General features: G+C 40.9%; 17 protein-coding genes. 16 read left to right on the top strand and 1 reads right to left on the bottom strand.

Going from position 1 to position 15,528, the window contains the following annotated elements:
• The first annotated feature begins 481 nt into the window (after positions 1-481).
• From WG932_RS13945 to WG932_RS13870, 16 genes are all read left to right on the top strand, one after another.
• Entirely contained in the window at positions 482-844 is a 363-nt protein-coding gene (locus WG932_RS13945) for a hypothetical protein (protein ID WP_483088347.1), read from the top strand.
• A 211-nt stretch (positions 845-1,055) separates the two neighbouring features.
• Positions 1,056-1,490 (top strand): hypothetical protein, encoded by a 435-nt coding sequence (locus WG932_RS13940; RefSeq protein ID WP_483088346.1) that lies wholly within the window; start codon positions 1,056-1,058, stop codon positions 1,488-1,490.
• 6 nt (positions 1,491-1,496) lie between these two features.
• Positions 1,497-2,831, top strand: a complete 1,335-nt coding sequence (locus tag WG932_RS13935; protein ID WP_483088345.1) for a WD40/YVTN/BNR-like repeat-containing protein — start codon at positions 1,497-1,499, stop codon at positions 2,829-2,831.
• A 2-nt stretch (positions 2,832-2,833) separates the two neighbouring features.
• A complete protein-coding gene (locus WG932_RS13930; RefSeq protein WP_483088344.1) occupies positions 2,834-5,746 on the top strand; it encodes a phage head spike fiber domain-containing protein in 2,913 nt (970 codons plus the stop codon).
• Positions 5,747-5,810: 64 nt separating this feature from the next.
• Complete coding sequence (locus WG932_RS13925) at positions 5,811-6,752, top strand: S49 family peptidase (RefSeq protein WP_483088343.1); 942 nt, start codon at positions 5,811-5,813, stop codon at positions 6,750-6,752.
• A 23-nt stretch (positions 6,753-6,775) separates the two neighbouring features.
• Entirely contained in the window at positions 6,776-8,335 is a 1,560-nt protein-coding gene (locus WG932_RS13920) for a hypothetical protein (protein ID WP_483088342.1), read from the top strand.
• A gap of 51 nt (positions 8,336-8,386) precedes the next feature.
• Positions 8,387-8,917: a hypothetical protein gene (locus tag WG932_RS13915; protein WP_483088341.1), complete on the top strand. Its 531-nt coding sequence runs from the start codon at positions 8,387-8,389 to the stop codon at positions 8,915-8,917.
• 75 nt (positions 8,918-8,992) lie between these two features.
• Positions 8,993-9,169 (top strand): hypothetical protein, encoded by a 177-nt coding sequence (locus WG932_RS13910; RefSeq protein ID WP_483088340.1) that lies wholly within the window; start codon positions 8,993-8,995, stop codon positions 9,167-9,169.
• The gene (locus tag WG932_RS13905) at positions 9,139-9,813 is read left to right on the top strand and encodes a hypothetical protein (RefSeq protein ID WP_483088339.1); all 675 of its coding nucleotides are present in this window, start codon (positions 9,139-9,141) and stop codon (positions 9,811-9,813) included. The genes WG932_RS13910 and WG932_RS13905 overlap by 31 nt, the downstream gene beginning before the upstream one ends.
• 100 nt (positions 9,814-9,913) lie before the next feature.
• Positions 9,914-10,057, top strand: coding sequence for a hypothetical protein (locus tag WG932_RS13900; RefSeq protein ID WP_483088338.1), 144 nt, complete (start codon positions 9,914-9,916; stop codon positions 10,055-10,057).
• A complete protein-coding gene (locus WG932_RS13895) occupies positions 10,039-10,587 on the top strand; it encodes a hypothetical protein (protein WP_483088337.1) in 549 nt (182 codons plus the stop codon). Before WG932_RS13900 ends, WG932_RS13895 begins: the two co-directional genes overlap by 19 nt.
• Positions 10,587-11,174, top strand: a complete 588-nt coding sequence (locus WG932_RS13890) for a hypothetical protein (RefSeq protein ID WP_483088336.1) — start codon at positions 10,587-10,589, stop codon at positions 11,172-11,174. The genes WG932_RS13895 and WG932_RS13890 overlap by 1 nt, the downstream gene beginning before the upstream one ends.
• A gap of 258 nt (positions 11,175-11,432) precedes the next feature.
• The gene (locus tag WG932_RS13885) at positions 11,433-11,645 is read left to right on the top strand and encodes a hypothetical protein (protein WP_483088335.1); all 213 of its coding nucleotides are present in this window, start codon (positions 11,433-11,435) and stop codon (positions 11,643-11,645) included.
• 64 nt (positions 11,646-11,709) lie between these two features.
• On the top strand, positions 11,710-11,847 hold the full coding sequence (locus WG932_RS13880; protein WP_483088334.1) for a hypothetical protein: 138 nt from the start codon (positions 11,710-11,712) through the stop codon (positions 11,845-11,847).
• A 38-nt stretch (positions 11,848-11,885) separates the two neighbouring features.
• The gene (locus WG932_RS13875) at positions 11,886-12,641 is read left to right on the top strand and encodes a hypothetical protein (protein WP_483088333.1); all 756 of its coding nucleotides are present in this window, start codon (positions 11,886-11,888) and stop codon (positions 12,639-12,641) included.
• The gene (locus tag WG932_RS13870) at positions 12,607-14,358 is read left to right on the top strand and encodes a hypothetical protein (protein ID WP_483088332.1); all 1,752 of its coding nucleotides are present in this window, start codon (positions 12,607-12,609) and stop codon (positions 14,356-14,358) included. Before WG932_RS13875 ends, WG932_RS13870 begins: the two co-directional genes overlap by 35 nt.
• A gap of 675 nt (positions 14,359-15,033) precedes the next feature.
• On the opposite strand, the gene WG932_RS13865 is transcribed toward WG932_RS13870, so the two are convergent.
• A complete protein-coding gene (locus WG932_RS13865; protein WP_483088331.1) occupies positions 15,034-15,384 on the bottom strand; it encodes a hypothetical protein in 351 nt (116 codons plus the stop codon).
• Positions 15,385-15,528 lie beyond the last annotated feature (144 nt).

Here is a 15,528-nt window from a genome sequence, read left to right as displayed (position 1 = left end):
GATCAGTGCCTGTCCATGGAGCCGGGAGGGACGCCATTTATAGGGCAAGGACCAAGTATGATCGCCCTTTCTGCCTTTCCTTCCCCTATTAAAATCTTAATTTACATTAAATTTTTGTAACTCTGTAACTAAAGAATGAAAACTATATAAATACCCCTGAAAATCAACAAAATATTTGGTTACAAACAATGATTATTTTTAGTAACAAAAAGCGATAGGTTACAAAAATGTTTGTAACCAAAAAATACCAAATTTTAGGTTACAATAATCTGTAACCGCCACATCTTTTTATGATTCAAAATGTAACTTGGTAAGTTCCTGAAAAATAAGATAATAGAATCAAAAGGCTACATGGATACAGGGTTACATATTTTTCTAGCTTAATTTATATTAGTCTGTTTAGAACTTTTTAATATTATTTTCTCAAAAAGAGATAGTATTGCGATAAATGGGAGAATTGATTAAATTGTTAAAAAAAACAATGGACATTCAGCTCACCATCTCCAAGCCTTTATTGCTGGCATATCTTGATTTTCTTTTTCCAAAAGATGATTCGGGAATATATACTGTGGGTCGTACCAGTGATTTTGGTAAGGTGCTTTGTAGTTTCGTGCGGTATACCAGCGAGAAACCTAATAACCTTCCTGATGCGGTTCAATTGGCTCTCCCTCGATCAGATGGCCTTAAAAACGCACCCAATTACTATTTATATTATTCCAGAGAAGATATTGTAAGGATCAATGACCTTTTAGATGTGTTTTTTCACATAGATTTTGATCGCTATTACCTGAAGGGAAAAAATTGGGGATGCTTCAAAAGGATGTCATTGAGTCCTTCATTGTAACCAGGAAGCTTGCCAATTTACTTCATGACCATGAGACCCTAAAAAGAAAGAATATAGGGATGAGATGAAGTTGCTAAAGCAGCGATGTAATATACTCGTGCGAAAAGCATACTACAGGAATGAGAAGATTGAAAGAGGAATGGAAGATATTCTTATTAATTAATCAAAAAATATTTCGTAAAAATCGGGGAATCGCCAAAAAAATAATTTCATGTTAGGACCAATCAACCATATATGTAGGGTGCGCTATGCTTCCATCAATGAAGTAGCGCAGTATAGCTCCAGTCCTGCAGGTGGTGTAATGGTGTCTGCTGCATGGCAAGAACTGGCCATCAGTAAGCCTCCTAATCTTACCATCAGTGAAGAGCATAGCAAGGCAGGTCGAAGCTATACCAGTACTTTTCGGACCTGGTTGAAAGAGCGTCGAATGATAACAGCTCCGGTGATCATTCGAATGGATTTCAGTGATGGCAAACCTACGCTTATCATAGGCAGTATTGATCATCCTGTATTTATTACAGAGGATCACAGCCTTACACAGAAAAACCTTCAGTTCAGCCATAAATTTTGGGCATATCCGTTCAAGCTTGTCAATGTTAGCGGAACGGGGATTTTCACACCTGAATTTACACAAGAATTTACTTAAAAAGTCATGACAGTGCTATCCGACAATCAACTAATTGCTAAGGCTAATTCCATCGGTAATAAAACCGAAGAAAACACTATAGATCCTAATATGGTGGCCCAGATGTTTAGAGAATTAATTTTGAGCAAATACAATAAGGATCAACCCCTTCCGGTAGGACCACAAGGCCCACAAGGGGAACAAGGTCCTGCGGGTTCTCCTGATACAGGTGCCATGATAGTGAGCAAGCTTAAGGCCATAGATAATGAAGAGGAAAAGCTCCCTTCATCAGTATTACAAGGGACGCCAATGAATGACCTTCATTTTATTCATAATAAGGAAACTGGTGCCTGGGAAATCATTAGAGAGGGTGTACCAAGCAAGGAAGGTATGGGGTTTATGGCCGGGATAGACTTATGGAAATACGAGGCCTCTGCAATTCAAGGAAGGAAAGCAAAGGCATTTACTTTTTCTGAAACTGCGGACACAATGGAGGTGAGCTTTAGGAAAATTATTGGTAGGAATGGGTATTTCTATGCGGTAAGCAGCTCAGGTGGTAGTGGTAGGTTTTATATTTCTCCTGAGGGGAAGGTATTCCTGGAAGGAGGGAATACTGGTCACCTCGAGTATTATGGCTTTGATTTCTCAGACTGGGGAACCATCATTCTGGTAGGTAGATCCGGTGGTCCCGATAATATACGGCGCAGTGAAGATGGAGGACGTTCCTTTACCACCATTACTGCTCCCGGTACTTATGAATTTATTGATGTATCCTTTATCGCCAATGGAAGATGGGTAGCTTGTGCCCGAACAGGTGAGGCGGTTTACTCCATCGATGATGGGGTGACCTGGTTAGCTGCCACAGTAGATGGAGCGAATGCTTTCCGGGGAGTAGCCTATAATGAGGGCTTGGTGGTGTTGGTTTCCAGTGATGGAACAAATAGAGTACAACTTTCAAATGATTTAGGAGAAACCTATACTGCTACTTCACCTCCTACCAATAGGTATTTTTCAGGGGTAGCATTTTTTAAGGGGAAAATTATTCTACGGAGAGGTGGTACATCTTCCGGTGGATATGTGACGGTAAGTGCAGATAAAGGTTTGACATGGGAAGAGAAATTGCCTCCTGAGGAGAGTAATCAAGAAACCTCCGGAATGGCCGTCATAGGCGATTACCTGTACCTGTATGGTGCCAATGGTTTTATTATCCGTAGTTCTGATTTGGAATCCTATGAAGTGATACCTTCAGGGACTACCAATAAAATATCAGCTATGGGTTGGACCATGATCAATGGATTTCCCGTGGCCATGTTCGGTTGTGACACAGGGGACAATGAAGACCGTGTATTTAGCACCCTGTAATTATGAAATTTAAACATCCCATCACTCATACGGAGGATATTCGAACAGTAGCTGAAATTGCATCTGGCGCTTCTGAGTACAATCAATATTATATACTTCCGGACAATTGCGAAGACGATGACAATGTAGGGAAAGTGAATTTTCTGTGGTCGCACCAGAAATTTTACAACAGGAGATTTGGAACCTCTGTAATGGATGGTTCCTATACCTTTACTATTGTAGGAGGTAATGGAGACGGTGCATTCTCGATCGGGCATAACAGTGGGGAACTTTATATTGATAATGCTTCGCTTTTTACATCATCAAGGTTACTCACCGTTAGGGTAAGGCTCTTTGAATCCTATTATCAGGATACAATTTGCAAGATTGATAGAATAGCAGCAACAGATTGTGTTTTCTTCGATACCGGGGTGGCCGGTACCTCCGGTTTGGGAACCAGGACAGATCCTTACTCCGGATGGTCGGCACATTTTTACGGAGGGGACTTAATAGAATGGGGAACTGCCGGTAAATATTATTTATGGAAGCGCGGACAAACCTTTGAAGACTGGACGAAGATAAGAAACCCATTAATTGGAGGGGGAAGGCCTGACTATATTACGCTTGGTGCCTATGGTAAAGGTGACAGACCCAAAATAGATGGAAGTAATAACGCTACAAGCGAGCGGTTTTGTGATGTTTCGGATTCCAGGTTAAACGGAACTAGTTATACAGCTACTAGTAACCCTGAGATGGTTGCCTATAATGTCCGGATAATGGATATTGAAACCACCTTTGACGGAAATGGAAATTGGTATCCTTATCAGGTGGGAATGTATGGGAAAGGTTTGAGGTTTCACAGGCTTAAATGCTCCATGGTAACGACCTGGGAAGATGGATTTTTCTGGGTGAAAAACAATCCGGGTTCTGTAGGGGCCGGGAATATTGAGGCTCTTTTTCAAGATATAGAAACGTATGACAGTAAATACCGGGGGATTAAATTTGAATCGGGCGGTATCATTGGAAGGAATTTTCGCTGTTATACTTCATTGTCAGATACAGAAACCCCATTAAGTCCTGCCAACGCTCCTTACGTTGATTTGAAATTTATTGATCAGCAAGTAAGGGATAATCAACGTGGCTTGGGCATGCAGATCAGGGCCACCCAACATGTCATCCAGTGGGCTTATCTAAAAGGTTACCGTGATGCCATGAATCCTTTTCGTCACGAGGCCCATAACGGTCTTGATGATAGTTACCGGTTAAAGAATTCAGGCTTTAAGCATATCCTAATTGACGGTTGTACCCGAAATATTGGTCAGTTTGTAAGTAATGGAGGGGATAAGGTGCCAAGAGATAATTTCTTTAGTCATATAGATGTGATCAATTCTGAGAAAGTGAGTTTTGGTCTGCATATTCATGAAGAAGCAGAGAATACTCTGATAGAAATGTGTAACCTTGGGAATACTCCTGGTATAGTTGTTTTTGGGGATGCTTCCGGAACCCAGATCCGTAATTGTACCATTCCAGGAGTTATAGACAGGCGTTCGCCTGTAACCATCATTAACTCGGTTTATGGTAATCTGGTAGGAGTTGGTGGTGGCTTCGTGATCAGTAGTATTTCTCCACTGCAAGAGGCGTTTTTTAAAAATATGCAAGCTAAGGACTACCGGCCAGCTGAAGGATCTGTTTTGATTGGAGCAGGGACGGATATTGATTTGGACTTTGACCTTGATGGGAATGATGTACCAGGCGCTCCTTCTATTGGTGCTTATGAATACATGGAAACAGATCCGGACCCAGACCCTGATCCCGACCCTATCCCAGATCCTGAGCCGGTACCTGGTAAGGTGTTTTACAGAGGAGTTAGGTTCGTAAAATTAAGTGATAGGTTTGGAGAGGTAATGTTCAATACTTATAAACGGGTCAAGATTACAGGTGCCAAAATGGGTGCTAGGCTTACAGACGTAAAGCCAATAGTGGATAAAATATTGGCTTTTGGCTGGGATATGATAAATGTACCCTTTGCAAATAAAGGAAATCAGCTTTATAGTCTTATCGGTCCTGACCTAACCGTGACCGGTGGCGGTGGTGGAAGCCGCTTTGACTGGGATAGATTATTACAGACCCAACTACCCGACAATCAGCCAAGGTTTACTTTTAATCCGGACACAGGGATTTTCGAAGGAGTTTATGTGGAAAGGAGTTCAAGTAATCTAATCACAAGATCAAATGAGTTTGATCTTTGGAATACAGGGACAGGTTTAATTTCAGGTGAGACAGTAGGGCTGAAGGGAGATATTATAGATACATGGGATATCTACAATTCATACATCTATAGAGATTCATTAGCTGAGAAAGAGGATGGTATGGTTTATACTAATTCAATATGGGTTAAAGGTAGTTACGAAGCAACATTAGGCCTAAGAGTTGGAGGAGGTGGTCAAGATTCTTCGGAAAATGGATTGATCGAAATAACAACTAATTGGAAAAGGTTTTCATTTTTAGGGCCACCTGTGTCCTTACCTAGCACATATCCATTAAGGCTACTGATTGATGATAGATTAACAGAAAACCAAGGTCTCAAGATTGCAGTGGTAAATGGGCAAATTGAGAAGGGAAAGCATACCTCAGATATTGAAACAAAGAATTTAACAATTTCTCGTCCTGCTGATCAGTACACTTTGTCAGGGCTTATCGACACATCCGGCCCTTATTCTATATTCGAAATTAGGAATGGGTCATGTATTTTGAAATATGTCATTCCGGCCTCGGGAGTAATGAAAATTTACCAAGATGGAGTTTACATAGGGGAAGAGTCTTTTCTCCAACTGAAGATTATGAAATTCTATCCGAGGGTTCAGATAAAGTGCTTGCCTTTGGCTACCACTCCGGAGTTCTTTCTGAGTCAGACAGGTTACATAGGTCTAATTTGATGGGCTAGGGCTGTCCTTTGCCCTGAAATTGTATGTTGGTAAACTTGTGTCAAACAAGCATGTAATGACTAAACTAGCAGCTAACTGGCAATTCCTTCTAATGAATCAGATCCTACGGGGCAAGTATTTTATGCGTCCGGAGATCGCTCTGGGCTTGGGAATGCAGGCTACTGAGGTACTCAATAAGGTGGATGGAGATTCGCAAAAAAGGTCTATCAACCTCACCACCATGAGCATTTCAGGTGTGGAAAGTTCTCACCTGATGATGGATTTGGATGATGAGGAGGAAGAGGATAAGGACTCCGGAAATATCTATGATGGTGCTCCTGAAGGCTCCGTGGCCATGGTTCCCATAAAGGGGAACATGATGAAATACGGCACCATGTGCGAATATGGCATGGTGGAAATAGCCGAATACATTAAAGCAGCTGCGGTTCATAAGAATATTGGCGCCATCGTCCTAGACATAGATACTGGAGGTGGTGGTGTGGATGCCATAGCACCCATCGTGGACGCTGTTAATCTCGCTAGAGCCAACGGAAAACCTATAGTCGCTTCTGTAGACATGGCTTGTTCGGCTGGCTATTGGGCTGCATCTGTTTGCGACTACATCGTCGCTGATAACAATATCAGCTCGGAAGTAGGATCCATTGGCGTGATGTGTACCTTTCAAGATTTGCAGGGATACTACGAAAAGGAAGGCATCAAGGTACATCACATTTACAGCTCAGAGAGCGAAAACAAGAATGAAGCCTTTCACCTGGCACTTGAGGGAAAATACGAACTCATCAAGGAAACCGAACTGGATCCACTTGCTAGGAGCTTCCAAAATGCCATCAAAGAAAACAGGTCCGGTAAGCTAGACCTCTCTGCAAAGGGAGTGCTTAACGGCAAGACCTACTTCGCACAGGAGGCTCTGAGTATAGGGCTTATCGACAGGGTAGGCAGTAAATCAACGGCTATTGATATAGCCCTGGCAAAGTCTCACGTAAAGCAATACCTATAAATTTTTAAAGCATGTTTAAAAAAATGAAAGCCATTGTGCTCGGCTTATTGGGAGTCAAGGAATTCTCAAAAGATGAGTCCGGTAACCTTACACTTTCTGAAGAGGAAAGCAATGTGATTGCCGATGTGCTTGGTCAGCCATTTGTTGACAAATTCAGGGAGGCCATGGCTCAGGAAAGCGTGGATCCGCAACCGCTCCTAGATGCGATAACGGATCACAATGCCACCCAGAACAGTGAGCAACTTACTGCACTACAAACACAGCTGGACCAGGCAAATAAAGACAAAGAAAGGCTACAAGCCAGTATCCTACAGCTAAGTAATGATCCGGAACCAGAAACACCGGAATTGGTAACAAATATGCCTAGAAAACAAGGGGTAAAGTCCATTATGAAAGTGGATATGAGCAAACCCCACTATCAGGCACTTTCAGGTTTCTTGAAGAGCGGATACATGGCTGCAGGGGCCACAATAAATGTGGATGATTTGATGTCTGAGTTTGGTGCTTACCTGAGTCAAGGGTCGAATAATTTTGCGATGCTTGATAGTATCTTCAATGGGTTTACTTCCTCAAAACTATTCACTGAAGAGCCGGCTGTTACTGAATTTAGATCTGTTATGCCATTGATCACTTCTGTTTCGCAGCAGTTTGTGAACAAATGGACACCTAGCGGCGAATCCAAATTTGAGCCAATGAAGATCCAAAACCGAAGGCATAAGCTCAATGTGCCGATTATTCCTTCAAATGTTTTGACTTCCTACATTTTTAAGTTGTACAGAGAAAATCTGGCAGTAGACCAAATGCCAATTTTTTACTACATCTGGCAAAACTTGATTTATCCTCAATTGATGCAAGACATTGAATTAAGGATGATTTGGAAAGGGAGATTTGAGGAATTGCCTTGGAGTGGGGTTTCCGAAGGGGACCCAGGACAAGCTCCTGAAAAATCCATGGATGGAGCCGAGACCATTGTGGCTGACAATTTTGAAGCAGGTAACCCTAACAAAATGAACTACTTTGACGGAGGTAACTTCGATTGGTTTACAGCTACCGATGAGGAAGTACTGGAATTTGTTGCTGAGTATGATGCTTGGATGGCACCTATCTTTCAGTCAATGGTTTTCCCTGTATTGTGCTCTAAGGACGTATGGAGAAGGTATCGAAGGGCTTACAAAAACATTTGGGGTGAAAAGTCTGGTACTGAAAACCACAACTTTGGATCAAATGCTATTGATTTCTCTAATAAGTACTTGGTACCTGTGGATGGCATGTATGGTTCTCCGGATCTAATTGCAACGCCTCCTGTTAATTTGGTGAAGTTGAGACACATCAACGGGGTGCCTGCCGTGGTGAATGATGTCCAGAAAAAGGATTATGAAGCCAGAATATTTGGAGAGTACTGGATGGGTGCAGGGTATCAATATGGGCCAATGGTATTTGCATACCATAAGCCTGGATACGACCCGCATGCTTTGGTAACCTCTGTATATGGAGATCATGATGATTTTCAGCAATTCAAGGGGACTGATCCTAATAAGACAATAAACAACTTTGGTAGTGGATCTGCAGGAGCAGGCATTTAAAAGAAAGGAGGAATTATGACTTATGTAAAAGTATCAGTACCAAAAAATAGAGTGGGGGGGGGGCGGTTCCCCAAGCCAAAGGAGCCTAATGTGGTGTTTATGCTTTCTGAGGATGTGGAATCCATGCCAACCAAAAATGGCGTGGTCTCCACCTCATCGATAGTAATGAAGGATGGTAAGAAAGGGATGGCTGTATACCTCAATCCAAAATCCATCAATCGGTTTGATTCATCTGAAGGGGAAGCCAGTGAGGAAATGGCAGGTTGGATTAGCAATTTTGAAGGTAAGCGGCCTGGTGATGATGAACACTTTGCAGCATGGCTTCAGGAGCATCTAAATGAAGGTTTCTTGATCCTTAGCAAAGAATGTGGAGATGCTAAAGGTGTAAGGCTTCAAGGGACTCCTTGTAATCCCCTCTTCATGTCCGTAACAGGTCAGGACAACACCGAAGGGATAAACAGTACACTAACTTTCGCCTCCGGACAGCAATCCTTCAATAAGATGATCCATTACAGGCATGATGATCCTCCTGTATATGATCCTCCCTCAGATGGCAGTGGATCCGTTGGATCAGGAATCTAATTTAAATCAATCAGGCGTAGCCCTCCGGCCCGGACATCCGGACGGAGGGCTTTTTACTTTAATCCAATACATATCATGAATACCAAAAATCAAAAAAAAGATACAGATGTAAAGAAAAAGGGAGCATCTGTAGATGAAATTGTAATTAGTGAGCAGGAGAAAAATGAAAATCCTCCCAAGTCCAAAGCCAGTACAAAGAAATCTACACCAAAAAAAAGACTGTGGACAATGCGCAGAATGCTGCTGCAGTAAAAAAGAGTAATGCAACAAGTATAGTGATTCCCTATCTGGCAGGGAAGGCAAAAGGTGAAGAACTTCTATATGCTGTTCGCGCCTGGGCAAAGTATTTTCCTGAGGGGAATGTGGTGATCATCGGAGACAAGCCACCTTGGGCAGGTAAGGGATTGGTTCACATTCCGCACAGTCCACAAAGTAAAAATCCTCAAATAGATGTGGCTCATAAAATGATAGCAGCAATCGCTTCTGATCAAGTAAGTGATGTATTTATCTGGAGCAATGATGACATCTATACCTTATGTCCGGTTGAGCTTGCAGATATTATCACACTTAAAGCTCACGGCAAACTTCTAAAACGTGGTGCTGCCAATGGGGTTTATGCAGAAAACTGCCAAAACACCGTCAAAGCACTTAAGAAAGAAAGAATTCATGATCCCTTTGACTATGCTACCCATATGCCGGTGGTGATGGAGAAAAGTAGTTTGGCAAAGGTGATCGCACACTATGGTTGCGATAAAGAGGGGCATCTGATTTATTCACTTTATGCCAATTCGATTTTTCTGATTACAGACCAATCATTACCAAAAATGATGGCAGTGGGTCTATATGTGCAAGTGTTTACCGGGGCAATCCAGATCCTAAAATACTTAAGCGAGTAATAGCTACAAGGAAGTGGTTAAATAACAATGATGCTGGTTGGAAAGCAGTGGAGCCTCAATTGAAAGTTTTGTTTTCAGACAAATGTAGGTTTGAAAAGTAATGGAAAAGGCTAAAGTATACCAATGGCTTAAGGCCGGAGCTCCTCTGAGTGAGGGGCTTCGGCTTTTGCTGAGGATGCTGGAGAAAGACATCCATTCACAAGTCTTATCAGACACAACCATCAAGTGGCCTACCCCATCTTAATTCGTGAGTTGGCCTTTCGTTCTGGAATCAGCCTAAGCGAAGTCGGACGCATTCGGCAGGAGAAAGGAACCTTCCGAGAAAACTGGCCCTTTCTTTCTGATCCAGCCTGTCCTCCTGAACTTAAAGTCCTAGCTGCTGACAAGATCACTGCTTATTGGAGCTATGTTCGAGCTCATGAGCAGCTTTTCGACTGCGTTAGTCGTGAGGAGCAACTGGCCACGGTGAAAATGCTAATGGATAACTACAAGGAAAACAAAGCGATTATAGCGGAATTTGTCCACTACAAGGAGCATGGTATCGTCTTGGGTAAACATCCGGTTTTTAAGGAAATGAAAGCTTTGGAAAAACTTCGGGAATTGGGACCGGTAGACCTTATTAAAATGGAAGAACGCTTGGAGCATAACCTGTGGCGTATAGAAAATGAATTGAAAAAAAACAGAAAACCCCATCTCCGGGCGGAGAGAGAAAGGAGAATACGGATAAAAAAACGTCAATTGGAAGAAGTAAGGAGATTGATCAAACAATTTTAATGAAATTATTTAATGTCAATGAACTGGTTCCGTCCAGGACAAAAGAAGGCAAGGAAGAAAAGGCCATGTTGCATGCTTCAAAATTTGAAAGCAAACACCTATCCAAAATAGCCTCTCTCAAGCAGCTAATTGGTAATTTGCCAAGAAGTGGGGAAGCCTATTTTTTATACACACTTAAAAGCTTCAATGCTTTCACATTTATCACTTATGTCATCAAGCACTGTGGCAAAATAGATCATTTGACATTTAGTACTTACTCGATAAATGAACGGATTCTTTCTAGTTTATTAAGGTGGTATGATAAAGGGAGTATAAGGAAGATTAGTATGTCCATATCTGACTCTATCAAACATAGGATGCCAAAGGTGTATGACTTGATAGAATTGCAAAAAAGAGAAAGGGACTTTGAAGTAAATTATTGCTGGAACCACAGTAAAATAACACTCATTGCCAGTCGGGGGAATTATTTTGTGATTGAGGGAAGTGGGAATTTTTCAGAAAATGCTATGCACGAACAATACGTTTTTATTAATGATAAGGGGGTTTATATGTTTAGAATGAGCTGTATAATGAGTATTGAATTGTGAATTGTATTAGTTAATCATCTAAAAATTTAATAATTAAATAATTCAATTAATTTAATAAAAGATCATGTTAAATTTATTTTATATAAAAAAAATGCAAAATATATACACTAAAATGTTGTTTAAAGATTAATGGTTGGTTAATTTTGGTTTATATTTTATAGAAGAGAGTAGGCGGTTAAAAAGGACTAAAAAAATTGCCCAAAATATCCTCATAATTTCCGTCTCCTAGATATTGCGGGCTTATAACAGCAATTTGATATGGCAGAAAAAAGGCGTAAGCGTTTGGTTCGATTAGGAGAACAGGTTGAATTATTACACATGTTTGAGCGAGATTTTCTCCCCTATGTCTTGACCCTGGGGAAGATTTGTGTTTTGATTCGCTCTATTCCGATTTTGAATAGATATGTGAGCAAAGATGAGTTGCAGCATATCTTGGTCATCAAAGATTTTTTAGAAAGTGTAGGGAATTAAAAAATCAAAAGGCAGATTAATCGGATGTCCTTCCTTTACCAAGGGAGGACATTTATTTTTGAATATGAGTTTTTCGTTTCCATTGGATGATGAGCGTATTGCCGAACTGGAAAACCTGGCTTCCTTAGGGTATAGCCTGGAACAAATGTCGCTTTACTTTGACGTAGACAAATACTTTTTATTGAAACGGCACAAGATGTAAACAGTAAAGTCTATTACCATATCCAACGAGGCCAGCTGATGTCAGTGGCTAAAGAGCAGATGGCTCTTTTAGGCGATGCGGAGAAAGGAAATGTAACAGCCTCTCAGCAGCTTGGCAAGATTCGAAGGTCTAGGGGATGGAATATTTCCAAAATGGATATTTTTGGCGGATCCATAGATAAAAACAGACTCCGTAAACTGGAAAATTATATTCAGGGAGGCAGTGTAAATGATCTGAAAAATGAAGAGCAAATTTACCTTGAGGCTCTGACATTAATAAACTCCCTGAGCCGGAAATATGGTCGTAGGAATACGATAAAGTTTTTTACCAGGGCTCCTTGGAATTTACAACATAGAAGGGCTTCTGAAATGTACGATGAGGCCGTTACGCTTTTTTATACCAACAGGAATGTAGAGAAGAAAGCACTGCGGAATATGTATGCAGACCAAATGGATGAGGCGGCACTGATTGTTAGAGATAACGCTGAATCTGCCAAAGACTGGGAAGTTTATGGAAACTTGACGGAGAAAGCGTACAAGATGCGAGGATTAGATAAGGAGGATCCTAAAAAGCTGGATAAAGGCGTGTATCTCAAGCCTCTCAGGTATTATTCCCTTGACTCAGCGGTGGTAGGGCTTCCCGAGATCAACCGACAGGAGTTGGCCAGCCAGATTGAAGCCCTAGAAATCCCTGAACGAGAAAAGTCCCGATTAAGAATGGAAGCCAATATGGAGCAAATCAAAATAGAAGAAAGACTTAATGAGCTGGAGAAGGAAGCCCAAGGCGGAGAGTAAAGGAGTTGACCGGGTATTTGCTAACTGGCTCAGTCAGTTGTGCATGATGATACTGCCTAAGAGCTTGGCTATGGTGGCCGGTCGAGGATCTTCCAAGACTACTGATATTCAAGTCGAGCGTTTAATTGAAATGGTCTATGATATGCCTGGGGCTCCGGTTGCCTGGGTGGCTGATACCTATGCCAACCTGCAAAAGAACGTACTCAGAACTGTAAAAGAAGGCCTAAAGGCAAAAGGATTAATCGAGGATGTACACTATGTAATAGGAAAACGACCTCCAGAAGTGAATCCCGAAGAATTGACAGATTTGCCAGAAAACATCAAAGAGCATTTCTGGAAACCTTACAATGAACTGGCCAGCTACAATCATACCTTTACCTTTTTTACCGGTTTTAATATCACCTTTGGTTCCCTAGATCGTCCTGCGTCATTGGCCGGTGGTAACTATGTGCATGTCTTTGGGGATGAGGTAAAGTACTTCCGAAAGGAAAGGATTTTGAACCTGCAGAAAGCAATTCGTGGGATGCGTGTAAAATATGGTAACTCTGTATTCTATCGGGGTCATACCTTCACCACAGATATGCCAAATGTAGATCACGTAGGAGAGTATGACTGGATTCTGGAAAGAGGGACTCGAATGAATGCTTCTGCCTTGCTCAGAGTGCTTAAAACAGCGATCGTAGTCAATGAATCCCTTGGAGAATATTTTGCTGCTTGTGAGTCCGGGGATACTGAAGAAATCATCAAAAAGAAAAGGGTCTGGCAGCGGTGGACAGAAAGATGGGTGGCCACCCGCCTGGTAAAAGAAGCTCAACACATGTTCTATATTGCAAGCTCCTATGTCAATGTAGATATTCTGACGCCTGAGTGGTTTGAGGATGCCTTTAATGATGATTTTATAGACGCCAAGACAACAGTGTTGAGTTTGAAACCAAGCCCTGAGACAGGTGAATTGTTCTATGCCAATTTAGGAGAGCGGCATTTCTATATGGACGGTACCAGTCCTGACTGGGAATTACGCTTTGGGCTTCAGGATGAAGAAGATTGTAGAATCCTAAAGTATCATGATCGCCGGAAAGCCATAGACATGGGATTGGATTTTGGTAATATGAATTCTATGACCCTTGCTCAGGAATTAGGGAAGTTTTATCGGGTTCAGAAATTCATTTATACGCTTTCACCTGAGTGGATTCGGGAACTGGCAGACAAGTTTCTGGTCTTCTATAAACCGCACCGTGAAAAGACTATTCATTTGTATTATGATAGAGCCGCCAATAACTATAAAAAGGCGGGGCAGGATCTGGCTACTCAGTTGAAGAATGCCCTGGAAAAAGACAGTGAGGGGAAGCCTACCGGCTGGAAAGTAATCTTGATGAGTGAAGGGCAAGGAAATATCGGCCAGCCGGAAGAGTACAACTTTATGATGGAGCTTTTCCAAGGGCATAACCGTAAGTTGCCAAAAGTGATGATAGACTATTTTCACTGTAAACCATTAAGATCTTCCCTACAGCTGGCCAAAACCAAAAAGCGAACGGACCGAGGCCGTAATATCGTAGGCAAAGACAAAAAGAGCGAACAGCTCCCTATCCATCGCCTTCCTCTCGAGAGTACCAATCCTTCAGATAGCTTTAAATATCTGATGATGCGTAAAACCTGGAGAAGGCATGTAAGAGGAGCTAGGAAACCTGAAGTGGGTAATGCGAGTGTGAGGGGTTAGGTTTAAATTTTTTTGCCCCCTAGATTGAACTTTTTTCACATCAATTTGTATTTCATATGCCATTAAATATTGAATTATGATCTTGATGTGATACCAACAATGATAATTCTATGTTTATGTAGATTTTTTTCCAAAATTTTAATAAAATTTTTAACAACTAAAATTAAATTTATTATGATGAAGGCGTTTAAAATGTTGAAAAAAAGTAGTAATAGAATTTTAGATTATTTTGTTTATTATGTAGCTTCCAGTTTGGGGATAAATCGACCAGGTCAGGTCCTCAATTTGTAGTCAATTTTTGCAGGTTTTATTTAGTTTTGGAAGTATAAAATTGTTGGTAATCGTATGGATTTATCTCCATCTGGTCGACATTCGCCCCCATATTATATGGGGGCTCTTTTGTCTTTGGACAATAATGGTTGTTTTTTTGCCAATTTTCAGATATGGGTAAATTAAGGAAAATGATATTATCAGAAGGTTTAGGGAGCTATGGAGAGTAGTTAGCCAAGACTGTAATAACAAAGGCAAAGACAAAAAGAGCGAACAGCTCCCTATCCATATTTATTTTTTGAACGTACCAATTACTGATTGCATTATAAATATATTATGATGTAACCTACGGGAGCAGGCATGTTAGAGAAGGGAGGCTGATGTGGGTTTTGGTAGTTTGAGAAGTTAATCTAAAAATGAAATTTGGATGTCTTCACTTGATAAGGAGCTACCGACTTCATCCTTTATTATTATTCTAAAAGGATTTTTTGATGCAGTTTCAATTATTGATTTATTTTCTAATTCAAAGTTCAAAATATTTTTTGCTGGACTACCTGGATAAATAGTTTCTTCTAAAAAGGTAGCATCTTCTTTTAACAATAATATTTTATGTTCTGAAGGTATTCCCTTATCAAAAAATACGATTTTACCATATTTTATATGAATTGGTTTTTCAGAGATATTGAAAATTTCAACTGAAAAATACAATTCTATATGGCTTTGATTTATTGATGGATCAACCCCTTGTTGAACCAAGTAGAATTTTAGTTTTTTTTCTTTGACCTATTTCTTTCTTCATCTTCAATAGCATCTCTCCTTTTATTACGTTGGTATTGCTTCCAATTAAAAAAAGCGAGGTTAAAAGTCCGATAGCCAGTAATATTGTATCCCATTCTAAAT

This window comes from Cyclobacterium sp. SOCE241 (assembly GCF_056867545.1).
This window is presented reverse-complemented; position numbering and strand designations above follow the sequence as displayed.

What these genes read in the sequence shown, in the direction of transcription:
- WG932_RS13935 (WP_483088345.1), top strand. Translation starts at nt 1,497, where the DNA reads ATGACAGTGCTATCCGACAATCAACTAATTGCTAAGGCTAATTCCATC.
- WG932_RS13880 (WP_483088334.1), top strand. Translation starts at nt 11,710, where the DNA reads ATGAGTTTTTCGTTTCCATTGGATGATGAGCGTATTGCCGAACTGGAA.
- WG932_RS13910 (WP_483088340.1), top strand. Translation starts at nt 8,993, where the DNA reads ATGAATACCAAAAATCAAAAAAAAGATACAGATGTAAAGAAAAAGGGA.
- WG932_RS13885 (WP_483088335.1), top strand. Translation starts at nt 11,433, where the DNA reads ATGGCAGAAAAAAGGCGTAAGCGTTTGGTTCGATTAGGAGAACAGGTT.
- WG932_RS13940 (WP_483088346.1), top strand. Translation starts at nt 1,056, where the DNA reads ATGTTAGGACCAATCAACCATATATGTAGGGTGCGCTATGCTTCCATC.
- WG932_RS13900 (WP_483088338.1), top strand. Translation starts at nt 9,914, where the DNA reads ATGGAAAAGGCTAAAGTATACCAATGGCTTAAGGCCGGAGCTCCTCTG.
- WG932_RS13930 (WP_483088344.1), top strand. Translation starts at nt 2,834, where the DNA reads ATGAAATTTAAACATCCCATCACTCATACGGAGGATATTCGAACAGTA.
- WG932_RS13920 (WP_483088342.1), top strand. Translation starts at nt 6,776, where the DNA reads ATGAAAGCCATTGTGCTCGGCTTATTGGGAGTCAAGGAATTCTCAAAA.
- WG932_RS13870 (WP_483088332.1), top strand. Translation starts at nt 12,607, where the DNA reads ATGAGCTGGAGAAGGAAGCCCAAGGCGGAGAGTAAAGGAGTTGACCGG.
- WG932_RS13875 (WP_483088333.1), top strand. Translation starts at nt 11,886, where the DNA reads ATGTCAGTGGCTAAAGAGCAGATGGCTCTTTTAGGCGATGCGGAGAAA.
- WG932_RS13945 (WP_483088347.1), top strand. Translation starts at nt 482, where the DNA reads ATGGACATTCAGCTCACCATCTCCAAGCCTTTATTGCTGGCATATCTT.
- WG932_RS13925 (WP_483088343.1), top strand. Translation starts at nt 5,811, where the DNA reads ATGACTAAACTAGCAGCTAACTGGCAATTCCTTCTAATGAATCAGATC.
- WG932_RS13890 (WP_483088336.1), top strand. Translation starts at nt 10,587, where the DNA reads ATGAAATTATTTAATGTCAATGAACTGGTTCCGTCCAGGACAAAAGAA.